The sequence below is a fragment of the Brevibacillus sp. DP1.3A genome, from assembly GCF_013284245.2.
GTDB lineage: Bacteria > Bacillota > Bacilli > Brevibacillales > Brevibacillaceae > Brevibacillus.
Genome location: NZ_CP085876.1, coordinates 839,230 through 859,612, shown reverse-complemented (window position 1 = coordinate 859,612; position 20,383 = coordinate 839,230). Strand labels below are relative to the sequence as shown.

Annotated in this window: 4 protein-coding genes; all 4 read right to left on the bottom strand. The window is 54.0% G+C overall.

Annotated features, from left to right (window positions below; genetic code table 11):
• Positions 1-23: 23 nt before the first annotated feature.
• Genes HP399_RS04065 through HP399_RS04050 form a run of 4 tightly spaced genes read right to left on the bottom strand, consistent with a single transcriptional unit; the run spans position 24 to position 20,381 of the window.
• Positions 24-1,262 carry a beta-ketoacyl synthase N-terminal-like domain-containing protein gene (locus HP399_RS04065; RefSeq protein WP_173616934.1) on the bottom strand — a complete coding sequence of 413 codons (1,239 nt, stop codon included), beginning with the start codon at positions 1,260-1,262 and terminating at the stop codon, positions 24-26.
• Positions 1,240-1,482, bottom strand: a complete 243-nt coding sequence (locus HP399_RS04060) for an acyl carrier protein (RefSeq protein WP_144619014.1) — start codon at positions 1,480-1,482, stop codon at positions 1,240-1,242. The genes HP399_RS04065 and HP399_RS04060 overlap by 23 nt, the downstream gene beginning before the upstream one ends.
• Positions 1,479-14,837, bottom strand: coding sequence for an SDR family NAD(P)-dependent oxidoreductase (locus tag HP399_RS04055; protein WP_173616935.1), 13,359 nt, complete (start codon positions 14,835-14,837; stop codon positions 1,479-1,481). The genes HP399_RS04060 and HP399_RS04055 overlap by 4 nt, the downstream gene beginning before the upstream one ends.
• An 18-nt stretch (positions 14,838-14,855) precedes the next feature.
• Complete coding sequence (locus tag HP399_RS04050) at positions 14,856-20,381, bottom strand: SDR family NAD(P)-dependent oxidoreductase (protein ID WP_173616936.1); 5,526 nt, start codon at positions 20,379-20,381, stop codon at positions 14,856-14,858.
• Positions 20,382-20,383 lie beyond the last annotated feature (2 nt).

Sequence of the window (20,383 nt, the reverse complement as noted above, 5' to 3'; positions counted from 1 at the left end):
CCCATTCTCCTTTTCCGTTCGTTTTAAATCTTTTGCAAGATGACCGCTGTATTCATGCCGCCAAAGCCCATGCTGAGGCATAAAGCCCGAGAAATGGAGTACGGGACGAATTGTTCCTTCACCCAATTGAACGACTCGTCAACCGGAAGCTCCAGATTACGCGTCGGATGAAGGCGGGAGTTGCGCATTTGAAGCAATACCGCAATAATTTCCACGGCTCCTGCCGCACTAAGGCCATGGCCTGTTATGGATTTGGTCGCATTAATGTAGGCATGCGACAATCCGCTGTCTTTAAGCGCGCGCAGCTCCGTTTCATCACCGACCGGGGAGCCCGTTCCATGCGGATTGACGTAGTCGATGTCGGCGGCTGCAATGCCGGCCCGGAGAAGAGCTTCGCGGATCACGCGCATTTCTCCCTCGTAGGACGGATTCGGATTTCGGTTGCCGTCCATCGCGATCGCCGTAGCGGTAATGGCTGCATAAGGAAGAACCCCTCTCTTACCAGCACAAGACGCGCGCTCAATGACGACGGCAGCGCAGTTTTCCCCGTAGATGAAGCCGTCCCGGCCGCGGTCAAATGGCCGGCATGCCAGATCCGGTCTGTCGGCATATTGATCGGAGCCCATTGCGCCCAGATTGCGAAAGGCCGCAAGCTCCATATAGGAAAGGTCGGCCAATGCCCCGACTGCGATGCAAGCATCGACTTCCCCCGAGCTAACAGCTTGAACGGCTTGAGCGATAACAGCCTGACCGCTTGCGGATGCGCCTCCCAATGTAAACGCAAATCCGCGAATCCCAAACTGCTCCGTGCAAAGTCCGCATAAATCACTGTCCATGTACGTCATCGCATAAGTGGGCCTCAGAAACGAAGGACGTTCCGAATACGAGGTATAGGCTTGGAGAGCCTCCCGCTGCTGTAAGTTGGAACCTCCGATAATGAGGCCGATACGCTCTGGCTCAACCTGATCCAGAACTGCATCCTCCCAAGCCTCATGCATCGTTGCCATCGCAGCCTGCCCGGAGAAGGAAGCCGTTCGCAGCAGCCGTTTAGAAAGACGTTCCGGCATAACCAGCGATTCGATCTCCGCCCCCAGGAAAGCAGAGCTTCCTTTTTGGCGACCTGGACGGTTCAGCACAGAAAAGGCGTGCCGGCCGTCAAGGAGGGCTGCCGCGAAGGCCGCCTGTCCTTGACCAATGGCCGATGTGATGCCGATGCCTGAGATGACGATATCGTCCGGCCTACAGCTTACCCAAGAACCCATCGGCCAGTTCCCCTATGCTCGACATTCCAATAAACTGCGATCTTTGAGTCTGCAAAAGCGACAAATCCTCCATCACCATCGAAATTAGATCCGCGCGATCGACGGAGTTCAATCCGAGATCCGAAAGCCGGTCCTCCGGCCTCAGTTCCCGTCCCTCTAATTCGGGGACGATCTCATACAAATTTTTTATGATAACGGCTGTTATTTCTTGTCTGTTCAATTCCGTTCCTCCTCAAGGATAAGACGACTGACGTAATCGTTAGCCTCATGAATGTCCAGCCTACCGCTTTCTACTTGCTGTAAAATGTCATCCAGCATAAGCGGAGAATGTACGGTCTCCTGTTCCGGGGAAGCGCCTTGACCCCGGCTCAGCTCGGAACTCAGATAGGCCGCGAACTGTCTGATCGTCGAATAGTCATATATTTTCGTCGCCGTGATGCTCGTGCCGTATTGCTTATTAACCGCCTTGATCCATTCGACGCCGACAATCGAATCAACCCCGATGTCCACGAATTTGATTTCAGGATCAATCTCGTCAGGCTGCATAAACATGGCCTCCGCCATGCTCTGGACCAATTGTTCTTCCAGTACCTCCAAGGAAACACCGTTGTTTGGAGGGGGCGTTCTTTCTTCGGCAGAGTTCTCATGTTCGGCTGCCGTAAGTGCCGCCGTTTGTTTCGGCAACCGGCTTACGTGATCGTAATCGTGTTCTGCTTCTGCTTTTGCTTCCGTTTCGTTCCCAACCGAAGCGGCCTTCTCAGCGATTACGCCGTGCAAATAGGCGGCAAATTCGCTTAAAGTCGAGTAATCGTATATTTTTGTCGCCGTAATGGATACGTCATACTTCTTATTTACTGCTTTGATCCATTCCACGCCGATAATCGAGTCCACGCCGATTTCGATAAACTTTCTCTCTGGGTCCAATTCGGCACGTTCCATAAACATCGCATCGGCCAAGCTCTCGGCCAGCTGCTCTGTCAACACGTCGAGCGATATGCGCTGCTTCGATACCCCGTCGATCTTCTTCAATTTAATCGGCGGGAGCCGCAGCGAGTGTCCGCTTCCGTGATCGATTTGATCGGGAATGTTCGATAGTGGCATTAACGTAATTGTCTCCACTGCTTCCCGGTCCATCGTTCCAGCCTCATGAATTTGAACTTTTGGAGCTGGAGCAGATTCGCTTCCATATGTTCCTGCGGATTGATGTCCATTGCCGCTAATGTTATACCAGCATCTTTCTTCAGCGAACGGATAGGCGGGCAGACTAATGCGTGTCGGTGCCGTTTTGCCGTAGACCAGCCGCCAATCGAAATCAATACCGCTTACCCATAAAGACAGAAGCGGATCAAACTTCTCAGAAGCAAACCATCCCAGCCAGGTCGATTCATCCGGAGCTCCGGCCTGAAGCTCGGACAGTGCCGCGCCTGACTTCACCCTACCGAGGTGCAGCTTCTCCATTCGGCCGTTCTCGGCAATCGCCTGCAACCCGCGTTTTAGCTCCAGAACCGAAGAAACGGACATAGCCGCTCGTTCTTCCATCGCCTCACGACCCACCTGAAGGGTATAAGCCGCATCTGACAAGTTATCATCCGTAATCTGCCGCATCGCTATTGCATCCAGATAGCGAGAAGCCAATCGTTTCAATCCCTCTTTGTTCGGCGCAGACAAAACAATCGGAACGGTACTCCCGGCCTGATCGACCGAATGTACCGCTGCGGGCGGATTATATTCTTCCACGATTAAGTGAGCATTGGATCCTCCCGCACCGAACGAAGAAATGCCCGCTATGCGCGGCATTTCCTGCTTTTCTCCGCCTGCTTCGACGACGGGCCGCTTCCATTCCTCCAGCTTCTGCTGCACCCTAAACGGTGTATCCGGGAAGACGATATTCGGGTTCAGCTTCTCGGAATGAAGCGATGGCGCCAGCTCCCCGTATTTCAACTGCATCAGAACCTTCGTTAAGCCCGCAATTCCCGCTGCGCTCTCGCAGTGACCAATGTTGGATTTTACGGAACCGATCGCACAAGCGGATGTCGGAAGGGCACTCGTTTTCCATGCATCACTTAAACCTTTTATTTCGATGGGATCGCCAAGCGCCGTACCGGTCCCATGCGCTTCGATATAGCTGATCGCGGCCGGATCAATGCCCGACTTCCGGATCGCCCGCTCGATCACACTTGCCTGCGCTTTCGGATTCGGAACCGAGTAGCCGTTCGTCTTACCGCCATGGTTGACGGCTGAGCCTTTAATGACGCCGTAGATGCGGTCATTGTCGGCAATGGCCCGTGACAACGGCTTTAACAGAACGGCGCCGACGCCTTCGCTTGGCACGTAACCGTCGCCTCCCTCGCCGAAGCTCTCGCACCGGCCTTTGCTCGACGCGAATTTTCCTTGCGTAAGCGCCAAGTACTTATTCGGATGAATGGAAAGGTTTACACCCCCTGCTATAGCTGCATCGCATTCTCCCTCCCGCAGACTTTGGCAGGCCAAATGTATCGCGGAGAGTGAAGATGAGCACATCGTATCGATAGCCAGGCTCGGTCCATGGAAATTGCAAAAATACGAGACGCGGTTCGCAATCGACGAAGCGCTGCCCGACAGCGCCATCGGCCGGCCCCGAACCGTTTCTTCCGCACCATAAAGCTGATATTCCTCGTACATGACACCGACGTAAACGCCTACATTACCGCCAAGACCGGACGAATCGAGCTGCTGCAGGTCCTGCCTCGTGTATCCGGCATCCTGCAGCAGTTCGTACGTGCACTGTAGAAACAATCGCTCCTGAGGATCCATAAACGCCGCTTCTTTGCGCGAAATGTGAAAGAACAGCGGATCGAAGCGATCCACCCCTTCCAGGAAGCCTCCCCATTTGGAATAGGTTTTCCCCTGTTTATCAGGCTCTGCATCAAAGATTGCCTCATGATTCCAACGGTCTGCCGGGATTTCGGTGATGCTGTCGACGCCGTTCCGGATATTGTGCCAAAACGCCTCCACGTCTCTTGCTCCCGGATAGCGTCCGGCCACCCCGATAATCGCGATATCCTCCGGCCGCCATTCGGTTGTAGCACCTACCGATTCAACATCGTTATTGCCGGCTGGCGGTTCTACTTTCTCTACAGCATGGCTGTCATGACCCGAAAGCCCGGCGCGTTCAGGGATGGACGCTGCCGATTCGAACGAAGAACCGTCCTCCAAGCCCAAGACAGCAGGCAGACGGCCGAGGTGAGCACGCATCAAATAGCCGGCCAACTCCCTGATCGTCATATATTCAAAGAACAGCGTTTTGGACAACGTTCCGAATGATTGTTCCAGACTCGCTGTCAGCTGCATGATGGTCACTGAATCGACACCATATTTCTCGAATGGCGTATCCTCATGCATCCGCTGAATGGGCAGCTTAATTACCGCCGATACAAGCGATTTTAAGTACGCTATGGTCTTCTGCTCCAGCTCATCCTGAGGAAAGGCCAGAATGCCGTCAGCCTTTACAGGCTGCTGCACGACAGCTGCCGGCCGAGCTTGAGCCTGCGGTGGAGACTGGCTCCCAGCCGTCAAGGCAGCCCGCATACGGGAAGGATCTCCCGCTATCGTCAGGACATGGTCCGCTGCAGATACTGCTGCGGCATATAAAGCGTGCAACCCGTCGGCGGTTTCGAGCACAGACATCCCGGTCAGCCTGTTCATCATGGAGAGCGTTTCCTCATCGATTTGCATGCCGCCCTTCTCCCAGAGCGGCCAGGCGATCGAGCAGGCTTTGCCCTTGCGAAGTCCTGAAGCCGTAAGATCGTTCCGATGCGCTGCGAACGCGTCCATAAACCCATTGGCGGCTGCATAGTCGGCTTGACCGAAATTGCCCAGCGTTCCGGCAAGAGAGGAATAAAGCAGCATAAAGTCGAGCTCCATATGCCTCGTTGAACGGTCCAGATGAATAAGACCGGCCACTTTAGCGGCGAATACCCGATCGATGTCTATTTCCGTTTTTTTCAAGATGAAGCTGTCCGCTCGAGTGCCTGCGCAATGAATGATGCCGGACAAACCGCCATAACGAGCTTCTATCCGTTCGATTGTTTCTTGGATGGCGGAAGCGTCGCTGATGTCCAAGCTGCAGTACTCTGCATGGGCTCCCACCGCTTTCAATTCGTCAAGATGCTTCTGTATCTGTTCATCATGAGCGGAGCGCCCCGTTAGGATCAGGTTCGCACCACTAGTTCGCGCGGCGGCATCTCGCGCAGCGATCATCCCAAGCTTGCCGCAGCCGCCTGTGATCAGATACGTGCCGTTATGTTTCCAAGGTACCGGAACCCCGTTTTTGAGTCCCATTTCCACAAGCCTTTGAACATAACGATTGCCGACTTCATAACGAATGACGTCATCTTCCGGTTCAGACCCATTCTCTTCGATAATCCCGGCAATGACAGGGCCCGCCGAGTCCTTACCCAGTAAAATCGTCTGCCCGACGACACCGGGTTGTTCAAGAGCAGCGGTCTTCAGCATTCCGCTTAATCCAACCATGAGACGTTGATTGTCGTTATACGGGAGCACCAATTGAATCAGCGTCCTGCCTTCCGTACCATGAAGTGCGGATTGAAGCTGTTTCAACATCCGTTTGGCATAAAACGTATAACGCGACTCCAGCGTCATACTTTCCAGGCCGTCGCCCAATAGATGAACCTCAGCCCCGCCCCCCTGTTGCATGAGTTGATCCGCAAGCGAGCTGTCCGATCCGCCCAACAAGACGATACGCCTGGTATAAGTCACTGTGTTCTCCGTATAGCAAGGCTTCCGTTCCCATATCGGCTGGAACAAAAGCGTTTCCTTAGGGGTTGCAACAGGTTGATCACGAACCTCTTCACCGTCAATCCGTCTGGACGTCAATCCTCTCATCCGTACACAAACGATTCCACTGCTGTCGATAAGCTCGATATCCAGCTTGCGGATCGGGCTCTCCGGTAGAAGACCGCTGCTGAACTGGATCCATGCCCACATCTCTCCTGAACATGGGCCAAGGATGTCCAATTCCTCCAGCGCAAAAGGAACGATTGGGCTCACGGACTGCGGCTGCCCCTCCATTGCTTCCAGAACTTGACGGGGAAACAAGCCGATCGTTGCCTGGAAGACGGAATCAATCAAACTCGGATGAAGCACATAATCATGCGGCGTGCCGGCTGCTTCCGCCGGAACAAACACGTTCGCCAAAGCTTGATCGTTGCCGGTATAGATAATTCTGATCCCTCTGTTGCCGGGTCCATACAAAAGTCCGGCTGATTCGAATGCCCGATAGCATTGCTCTCCTGACAGCTTCGGCCCGCTGCATTGTGCTCTTATGACTTCAATATCCATAATTGGGCTCTCTTCGGGCTCCTGAAGCGATACCGTTGCCGTACAATACAAGACCTCATTCTCGTCTTCGCCCTGATTGGTAAAGACCTCGCATGCCAATTCTTCGTCTTCCTTACGGAGCCGAATATGCACCTCGGAGGATGCGTCGTTTATGACAAGCGGTTTTCTCCATACGATCTGATGAAGACGAGTGCCTGCCGAACTTAACAGCTTGCCGGCTGCAGCCTCAGCGGCTGCGCGAATCATTTCGAGGTAAGCGGCGCCCGGCATGATCTTATTCCCATGAACAACATGATCGCTCAGGAACTGCTCCTTACCGGTAAACAGCGAACTGAAACGCAGCTGCGACACGTCCGATGTATTCCGGTGCAGCAGCGGATGAAGAGGCTTCCCGCCCTCTCCTTCCCGAGCAAATATGCTGTCGGTTTCCGGTATCCAGTACCTCTCCTCCGCAAACGGATACGTTGGCAGGCTCATCCGGCGGGGAACCGTATCTTCGTAAAGCAGACGCCAATCGATGTTCAGTCCTTTCACCCACAGACCGAGGATCTTCCCGAATTTCCCTTTTCTCATCCATGCCTTAAACGTCTCCGATAAATCCTCGTCTGTCCGCCACATTTGCATCAGTTCATTAGTCTGGATGTGACCGCGGAAAACGTTGTCCCTTTCTTCGCGATCCGCTAAATAAGCAAGCAGCTTATTCTCCAGCTCTTCGATCGAACCGACGAGCATCGCCAGCCGTTCCTCCATCGCTTCCCGGCCCACTTGGAGGGTGTAGGCCAGATTCTCCAGGTTTGTGTGATCACAGCCTTGATCGCGTATGAAGGACAAGAGACGCTGCGCAACGAGCTGTAGACGCTCTTCGTCGCGCGCTGAAAGTACAATGATAGCCGGATCGTGCCTATGGTAAGTCTGCTTTTCGCCTGTCACATGCTCGTCTGAAATATATTCTTCGATGACGAGATGCCCGTTGGAGCCTCCCGCGCCAAAGGAAGAGAGTCCGGCGATTCTCGGAATTTCCCTTGCAGTCCCGTCTATGGTCAGAACAGGTCGGTTCCAGGCCTCCAGCGTCCGCTGTACCACAAAAGGTGATTGCTCGAAATCGATGTTCGGATTGAGCTCCTCCGCATGCAGAGAAGGCGCCAGTTGACCGTATTTCATCTGAAGCAATACCTTCGTCAAACCAGCAATGCCTGCTGCGCTTTCGCAATGACCGATGTTCGATTTGGCCGAGCCGATCGCACAAAAGCGATCATCTGCCGTATAGGCGCGGAAGGATTGGCTCAAGCCCGCGATTTCAATCGGATCGCCAAGCGAGGTGCCCGTGCCGTGCGCTTCGATATAGCTAATGGTTCGCGGATCAATACCGGCATCCTTGATTGCCTCGCCAATGACATCGGCCTGCGCAGCCGGACTGGGTACCGAATAGCCGTTTGTCTTGCCGCCATGGTTGATGGCCGTTCCCTTGATAATGCCATAAATGTGATCGCCGTCCGCAATTGCATCTTCGAGCGGTTTCAGCACAGCTGCACCTACCCCTTCGCCGGGTACGTAACCGTCGCCGTCTTTCCCGAAGCTTACACAGCGACCTTTGCTGGAAACGAATTTGCCTTGGGAAAGGAAAATGTATTTATTCGGGTGGACGGATACGTTGACGCCGCCGGCCACGGCAACACGGCTTTCCCCTTGCCGCAAGCTTTGGCAAGCCAGATGAATGGCTGTCAGCGACGAGGAACACATCGTGTCCACCGCCATGCTTGGTCCTTTGAAATCGCAGAAGTAAGAGACCCGGTTTGCGACAGACGAGGGATTACCGGATAGTGCGATTGGCTTCCCTCGGGCAGTCAACTCCGCGCCATATAGCTGATATTCCTCGTTCATGACGCCAACGAATACGCCAACCCGCTTCGTCTTCCCTTGCCCCTCGGCAGCGAGCGTTTCCCGTGTATATCCGGCGTCTTCGATCGATTCATAGACGCATTGCAGAAACAATCTTTCCTGCGGGTCCATGATCTCGGCTTCACGCGGCGATATATGAAAGAACATCGGATCGAAGCGGTCGACGCCCTCCACAAATCCGCCCCACTTCGTATACACTTTGCCCGGCTTGCTCTTATCCGGGTCATAGTAGACGCTGTGATCCCAGCGGTCGGGCGGAATTTCGCTGATGCAGTCCTGACCGTCACGAAGCTTCTCCCAAAATTGTTCAACATTTTTAGCGCCCGGATAACGGCCGGCTATACCGACGATCGCAATATCGTGTACACGACTTCCGTCCCGTGCTTCTGTCGGCCGCTTGGAGATCGGGCGTGCAGCTTTGCGGCCTGCTTTCTTTGGCTTCAGTAATACGGTAATAGGACTCATGGAATCTTCCGCCGCCATTTTAGCGCCAACTAACTCGGCCAAACGGAACCGATGATGTTCGATGAAAAAAGCCGCCAGTCGACCGATGTTCGGATATTCGAAAAACAATGTTTTCGACAGGGAACCGAAGGATGCTTCCAGCCGGCTGGTGATTTGCATCACCATGACGGAATCGAGGCCGTACGTTTCCATCGGAGCGTCCGGGTCCATCCGGCTGGCGGGCGTGCCGGCCACGGATGATATCAAATTCGTCAAATACGCGACCGCTTTCTCCTGAAGCGCATCGCTTTGATCCCAAGCGGACGGCTCTTTCATACTGCTTTCGAAAGCCTGCACCTTCCCTTCGTTTTGTGCCATCCGCATAAAGACGCGTAACGTTTCTTTCTCACCGTCGATAACGGTGATTTGCGATTTTCCAGCAGCCAAAGCCATGTAAAACGCTTGAATGCCCGTGCTGCTTGCCATTGCTCGCATGCCGCTCTTCTGCTTCAACAGCTTCGCCGTCTCGGCATGAACCTGCATGCCGCCTTCTTGCCACAGCGGCCAACAAATCGACAATGTGCGGCCATGCCGTTGTCCGGCTCCCGCTAACTCGTTACGGTAGGCAGCAAAACGATTCAGAAAAGCGTTGGCGGCCGCATAATCAGCCTGAGCGGGATTACCTATTACACCTGCTAAAGCCGAGAAAAGTAGGAAGAAATCCAACGGAATATGGCGAGTCGCATCATCCAGATGGACCGTTCCGGATACTTTTGGCCGAAGAACCTGCTGAAGTTCAACCGCGGACTTTTTCTTCAAATAAGCATCTTGAATAACACCGGCGCCGTGCAGGATCCCGTTCAATGTACCGTATTTGCGGCAAATCTCTTGGATCAGCGTTTCCACCGCCTCCAGGCTACCGACATCCGTTTGCCTGTATTCCACCGTCAGCCCTCGATTGGTTAATTGCTCTATCCGTTCGCGCTTGTTTTGGTCCAGCGCTGAACGTCCCGCAAGGATCACGGCAGCGCCACGGGTCCTTCGCGCAATTTCTTCCGCAAACAGCACGCCAAGTCCGCCTGTTCCCCCGGTTATGAGGTAAACGCCGCCATCCTTCCAAGGAACGACTGTAGACGACTCGGGAACCGTTCGCATCTCGCGCCAGCGCAGAATGCTCTGCTGCTCCCTATTCAATCGGATGTGGTGTAATTCTGGGTGCTTTGCGTACGCCGCTAGCAATTGGGCGAGGTGCTGCTCACTCGACTGAGCTTCAAGCTCGATCAGCTGGCCGGCTATTCTCGGCTCTTCCATGGCCGCTGTTTTGAGCATTCCCGACAACCCCGCAGCCAATTGCTGTTGATCGGTATGGCCGATAAGCAGCTGTATCATAGTGGAGCGGTTATCCTGCAGCACTTCCTGTACGATACTGAGCAGCTGTTCTGCATAAGCATGGTAACGCAGGTCGATCTTATCCTGATGTTCGGTCTGCAGGGCGATGCACCGGACGTCATCCCCCTGTCCTTCGATTTCCTTCAGAGCGAAGGCACAGTCTTCAGTAGCGACGACAATTCGGCGCTCATATCGGTGCACAGCTTCGTTTGTACCTATAGAGTCCTCCGCCGTTTCCCATATCGGCTCGAACAATAACACCCCCTCGTCCGAGTGTGTGTTGGCTTGTACCGAACGGGCAGCATACCCTTTGATCCGTACGCATAAACGGCCCTGAGCGTCAACCAAATCGATATCAATCTTCTTAATGCCGCCATGCATCCCCGAGTCGTGGCTGAATCGCAAATACGCCCACATCTCGGCATCCATGGCATGTACGATATCGAGCGTTTCAATAGCGAAAGGCAGAAGCGGGCTTAAACGAAGACTGCCATCCAATGGGCTTACGTTATTTTCTCCGAATACAAGACCGGCCATCGATTGGAGTGCGGCATCCAGCAGACCGGGATGCATCGTAAAAGGCTCCACGCTCCCTCGATCAGCAGGCATCGACAGCTTCACCAGCGCAGCCTGTTCTCCAATATGAAGCTGCTCGATGCCCTTGTGGGTGATGCCGTAATGAAAGCCGATCTGTGCAAACGCCTCGTAGCATGCTTCCGACGAAACCGTATGGCGGCATGCCGCTTGCGCCTCCCGCACATTCAGCCGCTCCTCCGGCGCGGCTGCCGTCCACCTTCCCGAACCTTGAAAATGAACAACCGCTTCTTCCCTGTCTTTATCCCCCGACAAGCTGTATACCTCGAACGTAATTTCCTCATTCTCTCCGGAAGCGAGCGCGATGTGAAGGACAACCGGTTCATCCCGCGCAATGAGGGGTTGTACCCATCCAACATGCTTCAGCTGCAGGATTCGTCCGTCGTCAGCAGCCGATTCAGTAGCAAGCCGTACGGCTGCATGAGCCATTTCCAAGTAAGCGGAGCCGGGAAAAATCTTCTGGCCGTTTAACACATGGTCCGTGAAGAAGGGCTCATCGCCCGTGAATACGGAGCTGTACCGCTGCTCCGTAAGCGTCGACGTATTGCGGTGCACCAGCGGATGAAGAACTTCCGATTGATGCCGTTCTTCCCGCTTCACCGACTCACTTACTCCCCTAAGCGGCACCCAAAATCTCTCCCGTGCAAAGGGATACACCGGCAATGAAATCCGTCTGTATTGACTGGCTGTAAACAGCTTGTCATACGCCAGCTCATAGCCTTGCTGATACAAGCGGGCAATCCTTTCTAACATCTCCGGCTTATCGAGCTCCGAATTACGCCATTCCATGATGCACACCAGACCCTCGTTCTTCTTGATCGCATCCTCCTGCCGTTCCCATTCGTGCACGACCGACGCAAAGAGGCCCGGCGCGCTCCCCTCAAGGAGCCAGCGGTTCAGCACAGCGACAAGGGCAGTCACATCCTCGATGATACAGGCCAGCCGATGCGGCAAATGCTTACGTCCGATCAGCAGTGTATAGCTCATATCCCCGATATCCGCTTCGGGATGCTTGCCGCAGTAAGCGATAAGCTGCTCCGCCTGCTGACGCAGCTGCGCGTCGGAATGCGCCGACAGCACCAGCAGATGACTGCGCGTTGGCCTTGGCTGACGATCTATCGTCGGCGCTTCCTGAAGGACCATGTGCACATTCGTCCCGCTGAAGCCGAATGAACTGATCGCCGCGAACCGGCTTTCACCCGGCTCAGCAGGCCATTCCTTGAGGCGGGTGTTGACGTAGAAGGGGCTTCCCTCCATTCGGATATTCGCATTGCCCTTCTGATAATGAAGGGATGGCGGAAGCTTTTTATATTTCAATGACAACATCAGCTTGATCAACCCCGCGATGCCCGCTGCAGCGATCGTATGGCCGATCGTTGTCTTGATAGAGCCAATCGCACAGTATTCCGTTTTGGTTGTGTAATGTCTAAATGCGCGCGTCAACGCCTCATGCTCGATGGGGTCGCCAAGCTTAGTACCGGTGCCGTGTGCTTCTACCAATTGAATGCGCCCGGGATCGATGCCGAATTGTTCATACACTTCGCGCTCGAGCTCTTCCTGTGCAGCGCCGCTCGGTGCCGTAATCCCGTTGGTCGTGCCGTCCTGGTTCATGCCCGATCCGGCAATGACACCGTAGATATGGTCGCCGTCGGCAATCGCATCGCTTAACCGTTTGAGAACAACCGCACCGACGCCCTCTCCCGGCACAAAACCGTCCGCCCGTTCATCAAACGTATAACAGCGCCCGGAAGCAGACAGCATGCCTGCCCGCTGTGCACTGTCGTGGAAAGTCGGGGTAGACTGAATGAACACACCCCCGGCCAAGCTCATATCTGTCTCACGCGCCCACAGTCCCTGACATGCAAGATGAACAGATACGAGTGAGCTGGAGCAGGCGGTATCGACTGCTATCGCCGGGCCTCTCAAGTTCAAATAATACGAAATTCGGGCAGCTACGATAGCACCGGCATTTCCCCACATCGCCTGCGCCGGGGGATTGTCGCCGAGCAGATGCATATAATCGCCGATATTGTACCCGACATAAACGCCGCACCGGCGGCCTTCCATTGCCGATCCGGCATAGCCGGCGTCCTCCAGCGCTTTCCAGGACTCCTCCAGAAACAACCGCTGCTGAGGATCCATGTAAACCGCTTCCGTTCCCGAAATATGAAAAAAGTACGGGTCGAACTCGTCATAATCATCAAGTAAGCTACCATAGCGAACGATATTGGAGTCCGACTGTTTCCATCGCGTGATTTCCCCGACCAAATCCGTTCCACTGGCCAAATGCTCCCATAATTCTTCCATGCTACGGGATTTGGCAAACCTTCCGCTTATGCCGATGATGGCAATCGGCTCCTTATGAGCCGGCCCTTGGGCTCGTGCATCCGCCTTCTGGAACGCAGGGGGCGATTCGACTTCGTTCGGCCTAACAGCCGCCTGCGGCGCTATGCGGTCCGCAGCTCCGAAAACCCGGGAAACGGCTTCGCCGTGCTCAGCCAGCAAATAGCCTGTAAACTGATTAATCGAGCTGTATGTAAACAGAACGGTCGTCGGCAGCTCCAGTCCAAGCTCCTCATTAACCAATTGGATTAAGTGAACGCTCGTAATGGAATCCAGCCCGTAATCGGCAAAAGCATGGTTCGGAGCGATCTGATCACGGTCAACCTTAAGTGCTGTCGAGATGTGCTTTCTAAGCATGAGCTTGACAGCTTGCACGTATCTGTCATTGTCCTGAGCAGTCCAATCCGCTTTCGGTTCCACTTTTCCGGTATCATCTGCCGTTGTGGAGACAATCATCGCCGCAGCGGTATCCATATTCGACCCAGTTCGTTTTGCTGACGATGTGCCGGATTTTCGTACAACGCCATCGCTCTGGCAAGCGATAATCTGCTGTCCCAAGTTCCGGGATGCCTGCGCCGGGAAATAAACCGACTGGAACCCCTCCTGCTCCAAAACTTTCGTCCAGGTCTCCGAAGTTAAGGCGGGCGAACCCGGAATGCGCAGCCAGTCGTCCTCATAGAGCCACCAGCCATCCAGAAGACCGAATGTCAGGTGAGCGAAGAGCGTATTGTTGCTCATCTCATTTAGCAGCAATAAACCATTTTTTTTCAGTGCAGATTTAACGGTGCGCAGCGTAAGCCGAATATTTTTTGTCGCATGCAGCACATTTGACGCGATGACCATATCGAATGTGCCTGACGAAATCCCCTGTTCCTCCAAGGGCTCTTCAACGTTCACGATCCGGCAGCTTAAATAGGGAACTGCCGGTCCGTATTGTTCTTGTGCACGGATAAGAAGTGCTTTCGATAAGTCGCTGTAAACGTACTCCGCGATCTGTACCCGATAAGGCTCCAGCTTGCGGAAGACCATCTCGCTCGTACCGCCCGTTCCCGCTCCCAGCTCAAGAATGCGCATCCGTTGCCCTTGACCCAGACTTTTTACATATGCGGCCGCTGTATTGGCCAACACCTCGTTAAAGTAATCCGATACCGGATTATATTTATAGATGCCTTCGACAAGCTCCATCGAGCCGTTTGGAAACAGAACGTCAGTGGCGGAGGTCCGGCCGGTCAATATCGCCGGAAGCGCCCGAAGCGCTGTTTCCAACAGGTTGACTTGGGCATGTAAATTAGGATTGTGCAGCCATTCCTTCTTGGCGGCCGCCCACTCTTCCCACACCTCGTTCAGATGAACAGGAGGAGCTGCTTTCGCAAGGCCCTGTCCTTGTGGCAGCCTGATATACCCCTGTTCGGTCAGCTGTGTCAGGCTCTCTTTAAGCCAGCTTCCATAGCGCGAATGCACCTTGGCCTTCAGAGCGTCCAAGTCAAACGGATGCTGTGTAAACTGTCCGAGTTCCCACAGCTGCCCCCACAGCAATTTATAGGTTAACGCGTTTAATTGATCCAAGACGAACAGGCCCCTTTCTTATGGCGTGATTTCCGATCGTCCGACAAAACGGGACACAGCTTGTGCCATCTGGTTCAACGTCGTCCAATCTGTGAAAGCCTGCATTTCCGCTTCCATCATGAAGCTTCTGTTAAGCTTGCTTAAAAGCTCGGCCAGCTGGACCGTATCCAATCCGTATTCCGCAAACTCAGCGTTCGGGTCGATTTCGTCGGGATGGACGTCCAGCAAACGGGACGTTTCCCCGATCAAATCATGCAAAATCAGTTCGGCTTGACCGTACGGCCCAACCGCTTGGCCTCGTTCTATGTTCATACCGGCAATGAGATCAGGAAGTGCCGGCAGCTCCACCATTGACCTGTAATCGCAGCTGAAGCCCGGGGTGTCGAACATGACGTCTATTAGCCTCTCCGAAGCAAAGCCTGCTTCCATGACACTCTTCGAGGCTTTAATAAATGCCATCTGCTCGATCGGACTTGCAAGCAGTGTCTCCAACGCCTCCATCGCATCGGAAGGCGTTATCGAACCGATGCCGTCACGCACCATTCTTGCCCGATAATCGTCCGAAGCGACAATGCCCGCACTTCCCCAGTAACCCCAATTCATTATCTTCATCGCACACGGCCAGTCACTGGCCAAACGGATCGCGAAGGCATCCTTAAACGTGCAGCCTGCTGCATAATTGCTTTGACCCGCTCTTCTGGCGAAGGACATCATGCCTGAGAAAAACAAAACAAAATCAAGTGGCTCTCTGCGGAATATTTGCGCTAGCCGTACACTGACGTCAATCTTGGCTCCAAGCCCTGCCCGGAAGTCGTCCTCCTGCATATTGGCGAGACTATGGTCTCGCAGGACGATTGCAGCATGAACGACACCATGAATGGCGCCGAAACGTGCTTTGATGACCTGATAAGCATGATCCAGCGCTTGGGCATCCGCTGCGTCCGCCTCTATATAGAATGGCTTTGGCCCCGTAGTGGACACCCGTTCGATTGACGCGCTGATCGACTCATCCTGCCTACGGCGTCCAAGCCAGACTATCTGGGCCTGATAGCGGCGGATCATGTACGCCGTCCAGACTTCACCTATACCCCCGGCCCCGCCAATAACGACGTAGACGCCGCCTTTCCGGTAACCGTTGTGCTGCATGCCGGAGGCGAGATTCACAGGAGCCAGCCTTTGACACAGCCATTCCCGTCCCCTTAAGCACCACGTGTTTCCTTCCTTATCCGGAGGAAGCGTCAACAGCGTTTCAATTGAAGTCTCCCAGCCGGGCTCCAAATCCAGTAAACGAATCTGCCAATGGGGATATTCTTTTGCAAGCGCACCTATCAGTCCATGCACACTCGCATGAACGGGATTTATCCTGTCCCCCGTGTATGCCCGCTGGGTTTGGAAGGTGAGGACATCGACACTCAGCCTTTTCCCGCCATATCCGGCGTGCAGCAACGCCTTGATCAAGCGGAATAGCAAAAGGACACCACCCTTTTGCTTGGCAAGGAGTGAATCGTCATGAAGCAAAAATTCGGAAGGCGGCGCAAGCCAAAATAAATGATCGATGACGCCGAATCGTGCCAGCACCATAGCGATCTGCTCGATATCATCCTCTTCACCCACGTTGACTGTAAAGGCGTTTGGATAATGAACCAAGAGAGCATCCCGGCTTTCAGCCGTTCCTCCGATGATCACAACGCTTCGGCTGTTCGCTCCGGGGTACGCAGGCCCGGATTCGACAGGCACAGCCTCCCAAACAGGTGTAAGCAAAACATGTTCAAACGCTTCCGGACGGTTCTGTGGTTCGCGGATAAAGCGCTGCTTCTCAGCTGCCAAGTCTGGACTAGCTTCAGCTTCCTTCCGTTTGCCGCTGCCCGGTAGCCAGTACATTTTGCGTTCAAAAGGATAACCCGGCAAACTCACACGCCTAGCTGGCTTGTTCTCATACATCCGGGTCCAGTCTACCTTCAGACCCTTCACCCATAATTGCCCAAGCCTGTCAACATTCCGGAGCTCGATCCAACGGCTTACACGGCTTGCAAGATCGTCTTCCGCTCCGATCGAGGCCAACTGCTCCTTATCCGATTTCGCATGGCCGCGGTATATCGAACCGTCATCCGACGTCTTATTCAAAAAATTTCGTAAGCGAAGGGATAACTCTTCCTTCGAAGCCGTGGTAAAAGCAAGCCTTTCATCCATCGCCTCGCGGCCGATCTGAAGCGTATAAGCGATTTCCGCCAATTCCGCATCCGCCAATGATCCGCTGTCCAAAGCCGAAAGCAGTCTCTCTGCCTGAATACGCAGCCGTTGCTCGTTGGCGGCCGACAGCAGAATAAGCATCTCTTCACTAGCGGATGTTTCTTTTCGAGCTTCACTCACAGGCGGAATATACTCCTCGAGCACAATATGCGCATTGGCGCCGCCTGCGCCAAAGGAAGAAATGCCCGCAATTCTCGGATACTCTTCCTCTTTGTCGTTCAGGCGAACGACGGGTCTATCCCAATCCGCCAGCTCCTGCTGGACCATAAAAGGCGTGTTTTTCATCGGAATATTCGGGTTTAGTGTACGCGCATGCAAGCTCGGTACGAGCTTCCGATGCTTCATTTGCAGCACGATTTTCGTTACGCCGGCCACACCTGCCGCCGCCTCAAGATGACCGATATTCGATTTGACCGAACCGATCGCGCAATATTGGTTATCCTGCGTATCTTGGCGGAACGCTTGCGTCAGCCCGGTAATTTCAATCGGATCACCCAGCTTGGTGCCCGTACCGTGCGCTTCGATATAGCTTACAGTTCTGCTGTGAATACCGGCTTTGTCGAGCGCTTGCCGGATCAGCTGTCCCTGGGCATTCGGATTTGGAACGGTGTAGCCATTTGTTTTGCCGCCATGATTCACGCTGGTGGCTCTGATCACGGCATGAATCCGGTCACCGTCGGCAATGGCTTGCGACAGCCGTTTCAGCAGCAAAACACCTACTCCTTCTCCAGGAACGAAGCCGCTGCCGCCGCTGCCGAAGCTTCTGCATTTGCCGTCGGTGGACAGCATCCCATGAGCACTAAGCTCGATATAATTAGACGGATGAAGATATAAGTTGACGCCTCCGGCGATTGCCAATTCGCATTCCCCGCGCAAAATATGCTCGCAAGCTTCATGAATAGCGGTTAACGAAGAGGAGCACATCGTATCGATTGGCATGCTCGGACCATTGAAGTCAAATAAGTACGAAACTCGATTGGCCACGGAGCTAAAAGACGTAAAGGGAAGCATGCGCTCTCCCTGTTTTCTGAACTCAGGCCCGTATAGATTAAACCCTGTTTTCGTTATTCCGGCGAAAACGCCGACTCGGCCGCCGTACTGCGAAGCCAGATGCTCTCTCGTGCAGCCAGCATCCTCAAGCGCATGCCAGCAGCTTTCGAGAAAGAGCCGTTCCTGAGGGTCCATGCAGGACGCCTCCAGCGGCGATATTTTAAAGAAGAGCGGATCAAAGCTTGTCGCATGCTCCAGAAATCCGCCCCACTTGCTATAGCTTTTCCCCTCGGCGACCGCAATCTCCGAATTGGGCTCATAGAAACCTTCGACCGGCCAACGACCCCCGGGAATTTCGGTTATGCAGTCCATGCCTGCGGCAAGATTTCGCCAAAACGCGTCCAAATCTTCGGCCTGCGGATATCTGCCGCTCATCCCGATAATCGCGATCGGTTCCTTCTCTGCCGGCTGACCACTCTTTCCTGCAATGCCGACCGATCTGCTGACCGTTTGATCACTTTCACCGATCGGCGACAACCGGGGCATCGCACCGGAAGACGAAGCTGCCGCCGCGTCATTTTTCTCCTGTGTATCTCTCTCGGCCAGTCCAATCCAATTGAGACATTGATGCGGATACGTTGCGCTCAAATAATCGGCTACGCCTCTTAGTGTCTTGAATTCGTAAAACAGCGTTTTGGAAAGCTCACCGAAGTCATTCGCGAGATTGCGGTTCAACTCGGTAATCATAATCGAATCGATGCCATACGTTTCCAACGGTTCATCTGGATCAATGCTGTCCGGATTGAGCCTCGTATAGCCCGAGAACAAATGAATCAGCCGTTTCAGGGTCCGCTTGTCCAAGTTTGGATCCAGACTGACTCCTTCGACAAGATCGGCCGAAGAGCGACTTCGGTCATTTTCTACAAAACGGGTTAGCTTAGCACCAGCACCGTAGAGTACCATGGCCCGGCTCCCTCCGCTTGCAAGCGCAGCGTAGAATGCACGGATGCCGATCGTTCCCGGCATCGCCGCCATCCCGGTCTCACGTTCCAATGCTTCCTCGGCTCCGGGTTCGAGCTGCATCCCGTTCGATCTCCAGAGCGGCCAGTTGATTGCGATCATTCCTGACCTGTTGTGGTCCGTCTGTTGTCTCCATGCGGTATAAGCATCCATAAAGCCATTCGCCGCCGCATAGTCTGCTTGGCCGGCATTGCCATATACACCTGCTACGGATGAGAAGACGGCAAACACGTCCAGCTTGATATCCTTGCTAGACCGATCCAAATGAACGAGTCCCTTCACCTTCGGACCGAGCACCTCGATAACCTGATCACGCGTTTTGCGGTACAAATATTCATCGCGGATGATACCTGCCGCATGTAGAATCCCATTCAAGCCGCCATATTGATTCCGAATTGCATCGATCAATGCAGCAACTTGACGTTCTTCGCTTAGATCAACTTGCCTATATTCAACCTTCGCGCCAAGAGCCGTCATCCGTTCGATTCGGTCGGATGCTTCGTCATTCAGCGTTGCCGATCTTCCGATTAGTATAAGAACAGGCAGGCTCACCTGCCTTGCGATTTCCTCAGCAAATAACAGGCCGAGTGCGCCCGCTCCGCCTGTTATTAAATAGATGCCGCGGTCTTTCCATGGCATTCGCACCTGCTCCTGCAGGATCGTCTCCTTCTTCCACGCGGAACGGTAACAGCGACCGTGCTGGGATTGGACAGCACTTGTGCTGCCGCCCCCCCAGGCACCTGCCTCGAGCGCACCGGCAATATCTCTCTTATCATTTTCCGACCATTCGAGACATTCTACCGTGAGCTTCGGATTTTCTGCACGTGCGGTTAACAGTAAGCTGTATAATCCGACAAACCATGGCGACTCCTCTTTATTTGCGATGAAAAGCTGCACAAGCGTTTCCCGGCCGGTGTGATTATGCAGAAGGCGCTGGAGGCGGTCGATGATTTGGAGTGTATAAGCCTCATACCGCTGCTCGATCGGCTGCTCTGAGAATTCAAGAACAAGCCATTCGGCTTTGCCTGTCATGCATTCTAATTTATCTGCGCGGACCTTGATCGACTCGCCAAATATGATCAATCGGTCCTGATTGAGCCCAGGGGAGTCCGATGGAAACTTTGCAGTTTCCTCTTCGGACGGCCGAAAAAGCAGCACGCCGTATTCATCATTTGCTTCGGATGGGGCGCTCTGCTTATACTTGTTCAACATTCGAAGGGCCTCTGGCTTGGACAGACGGCCCTCTTGGACTCCACTCAACACATCTTGCAAAAAATCTCTCATAT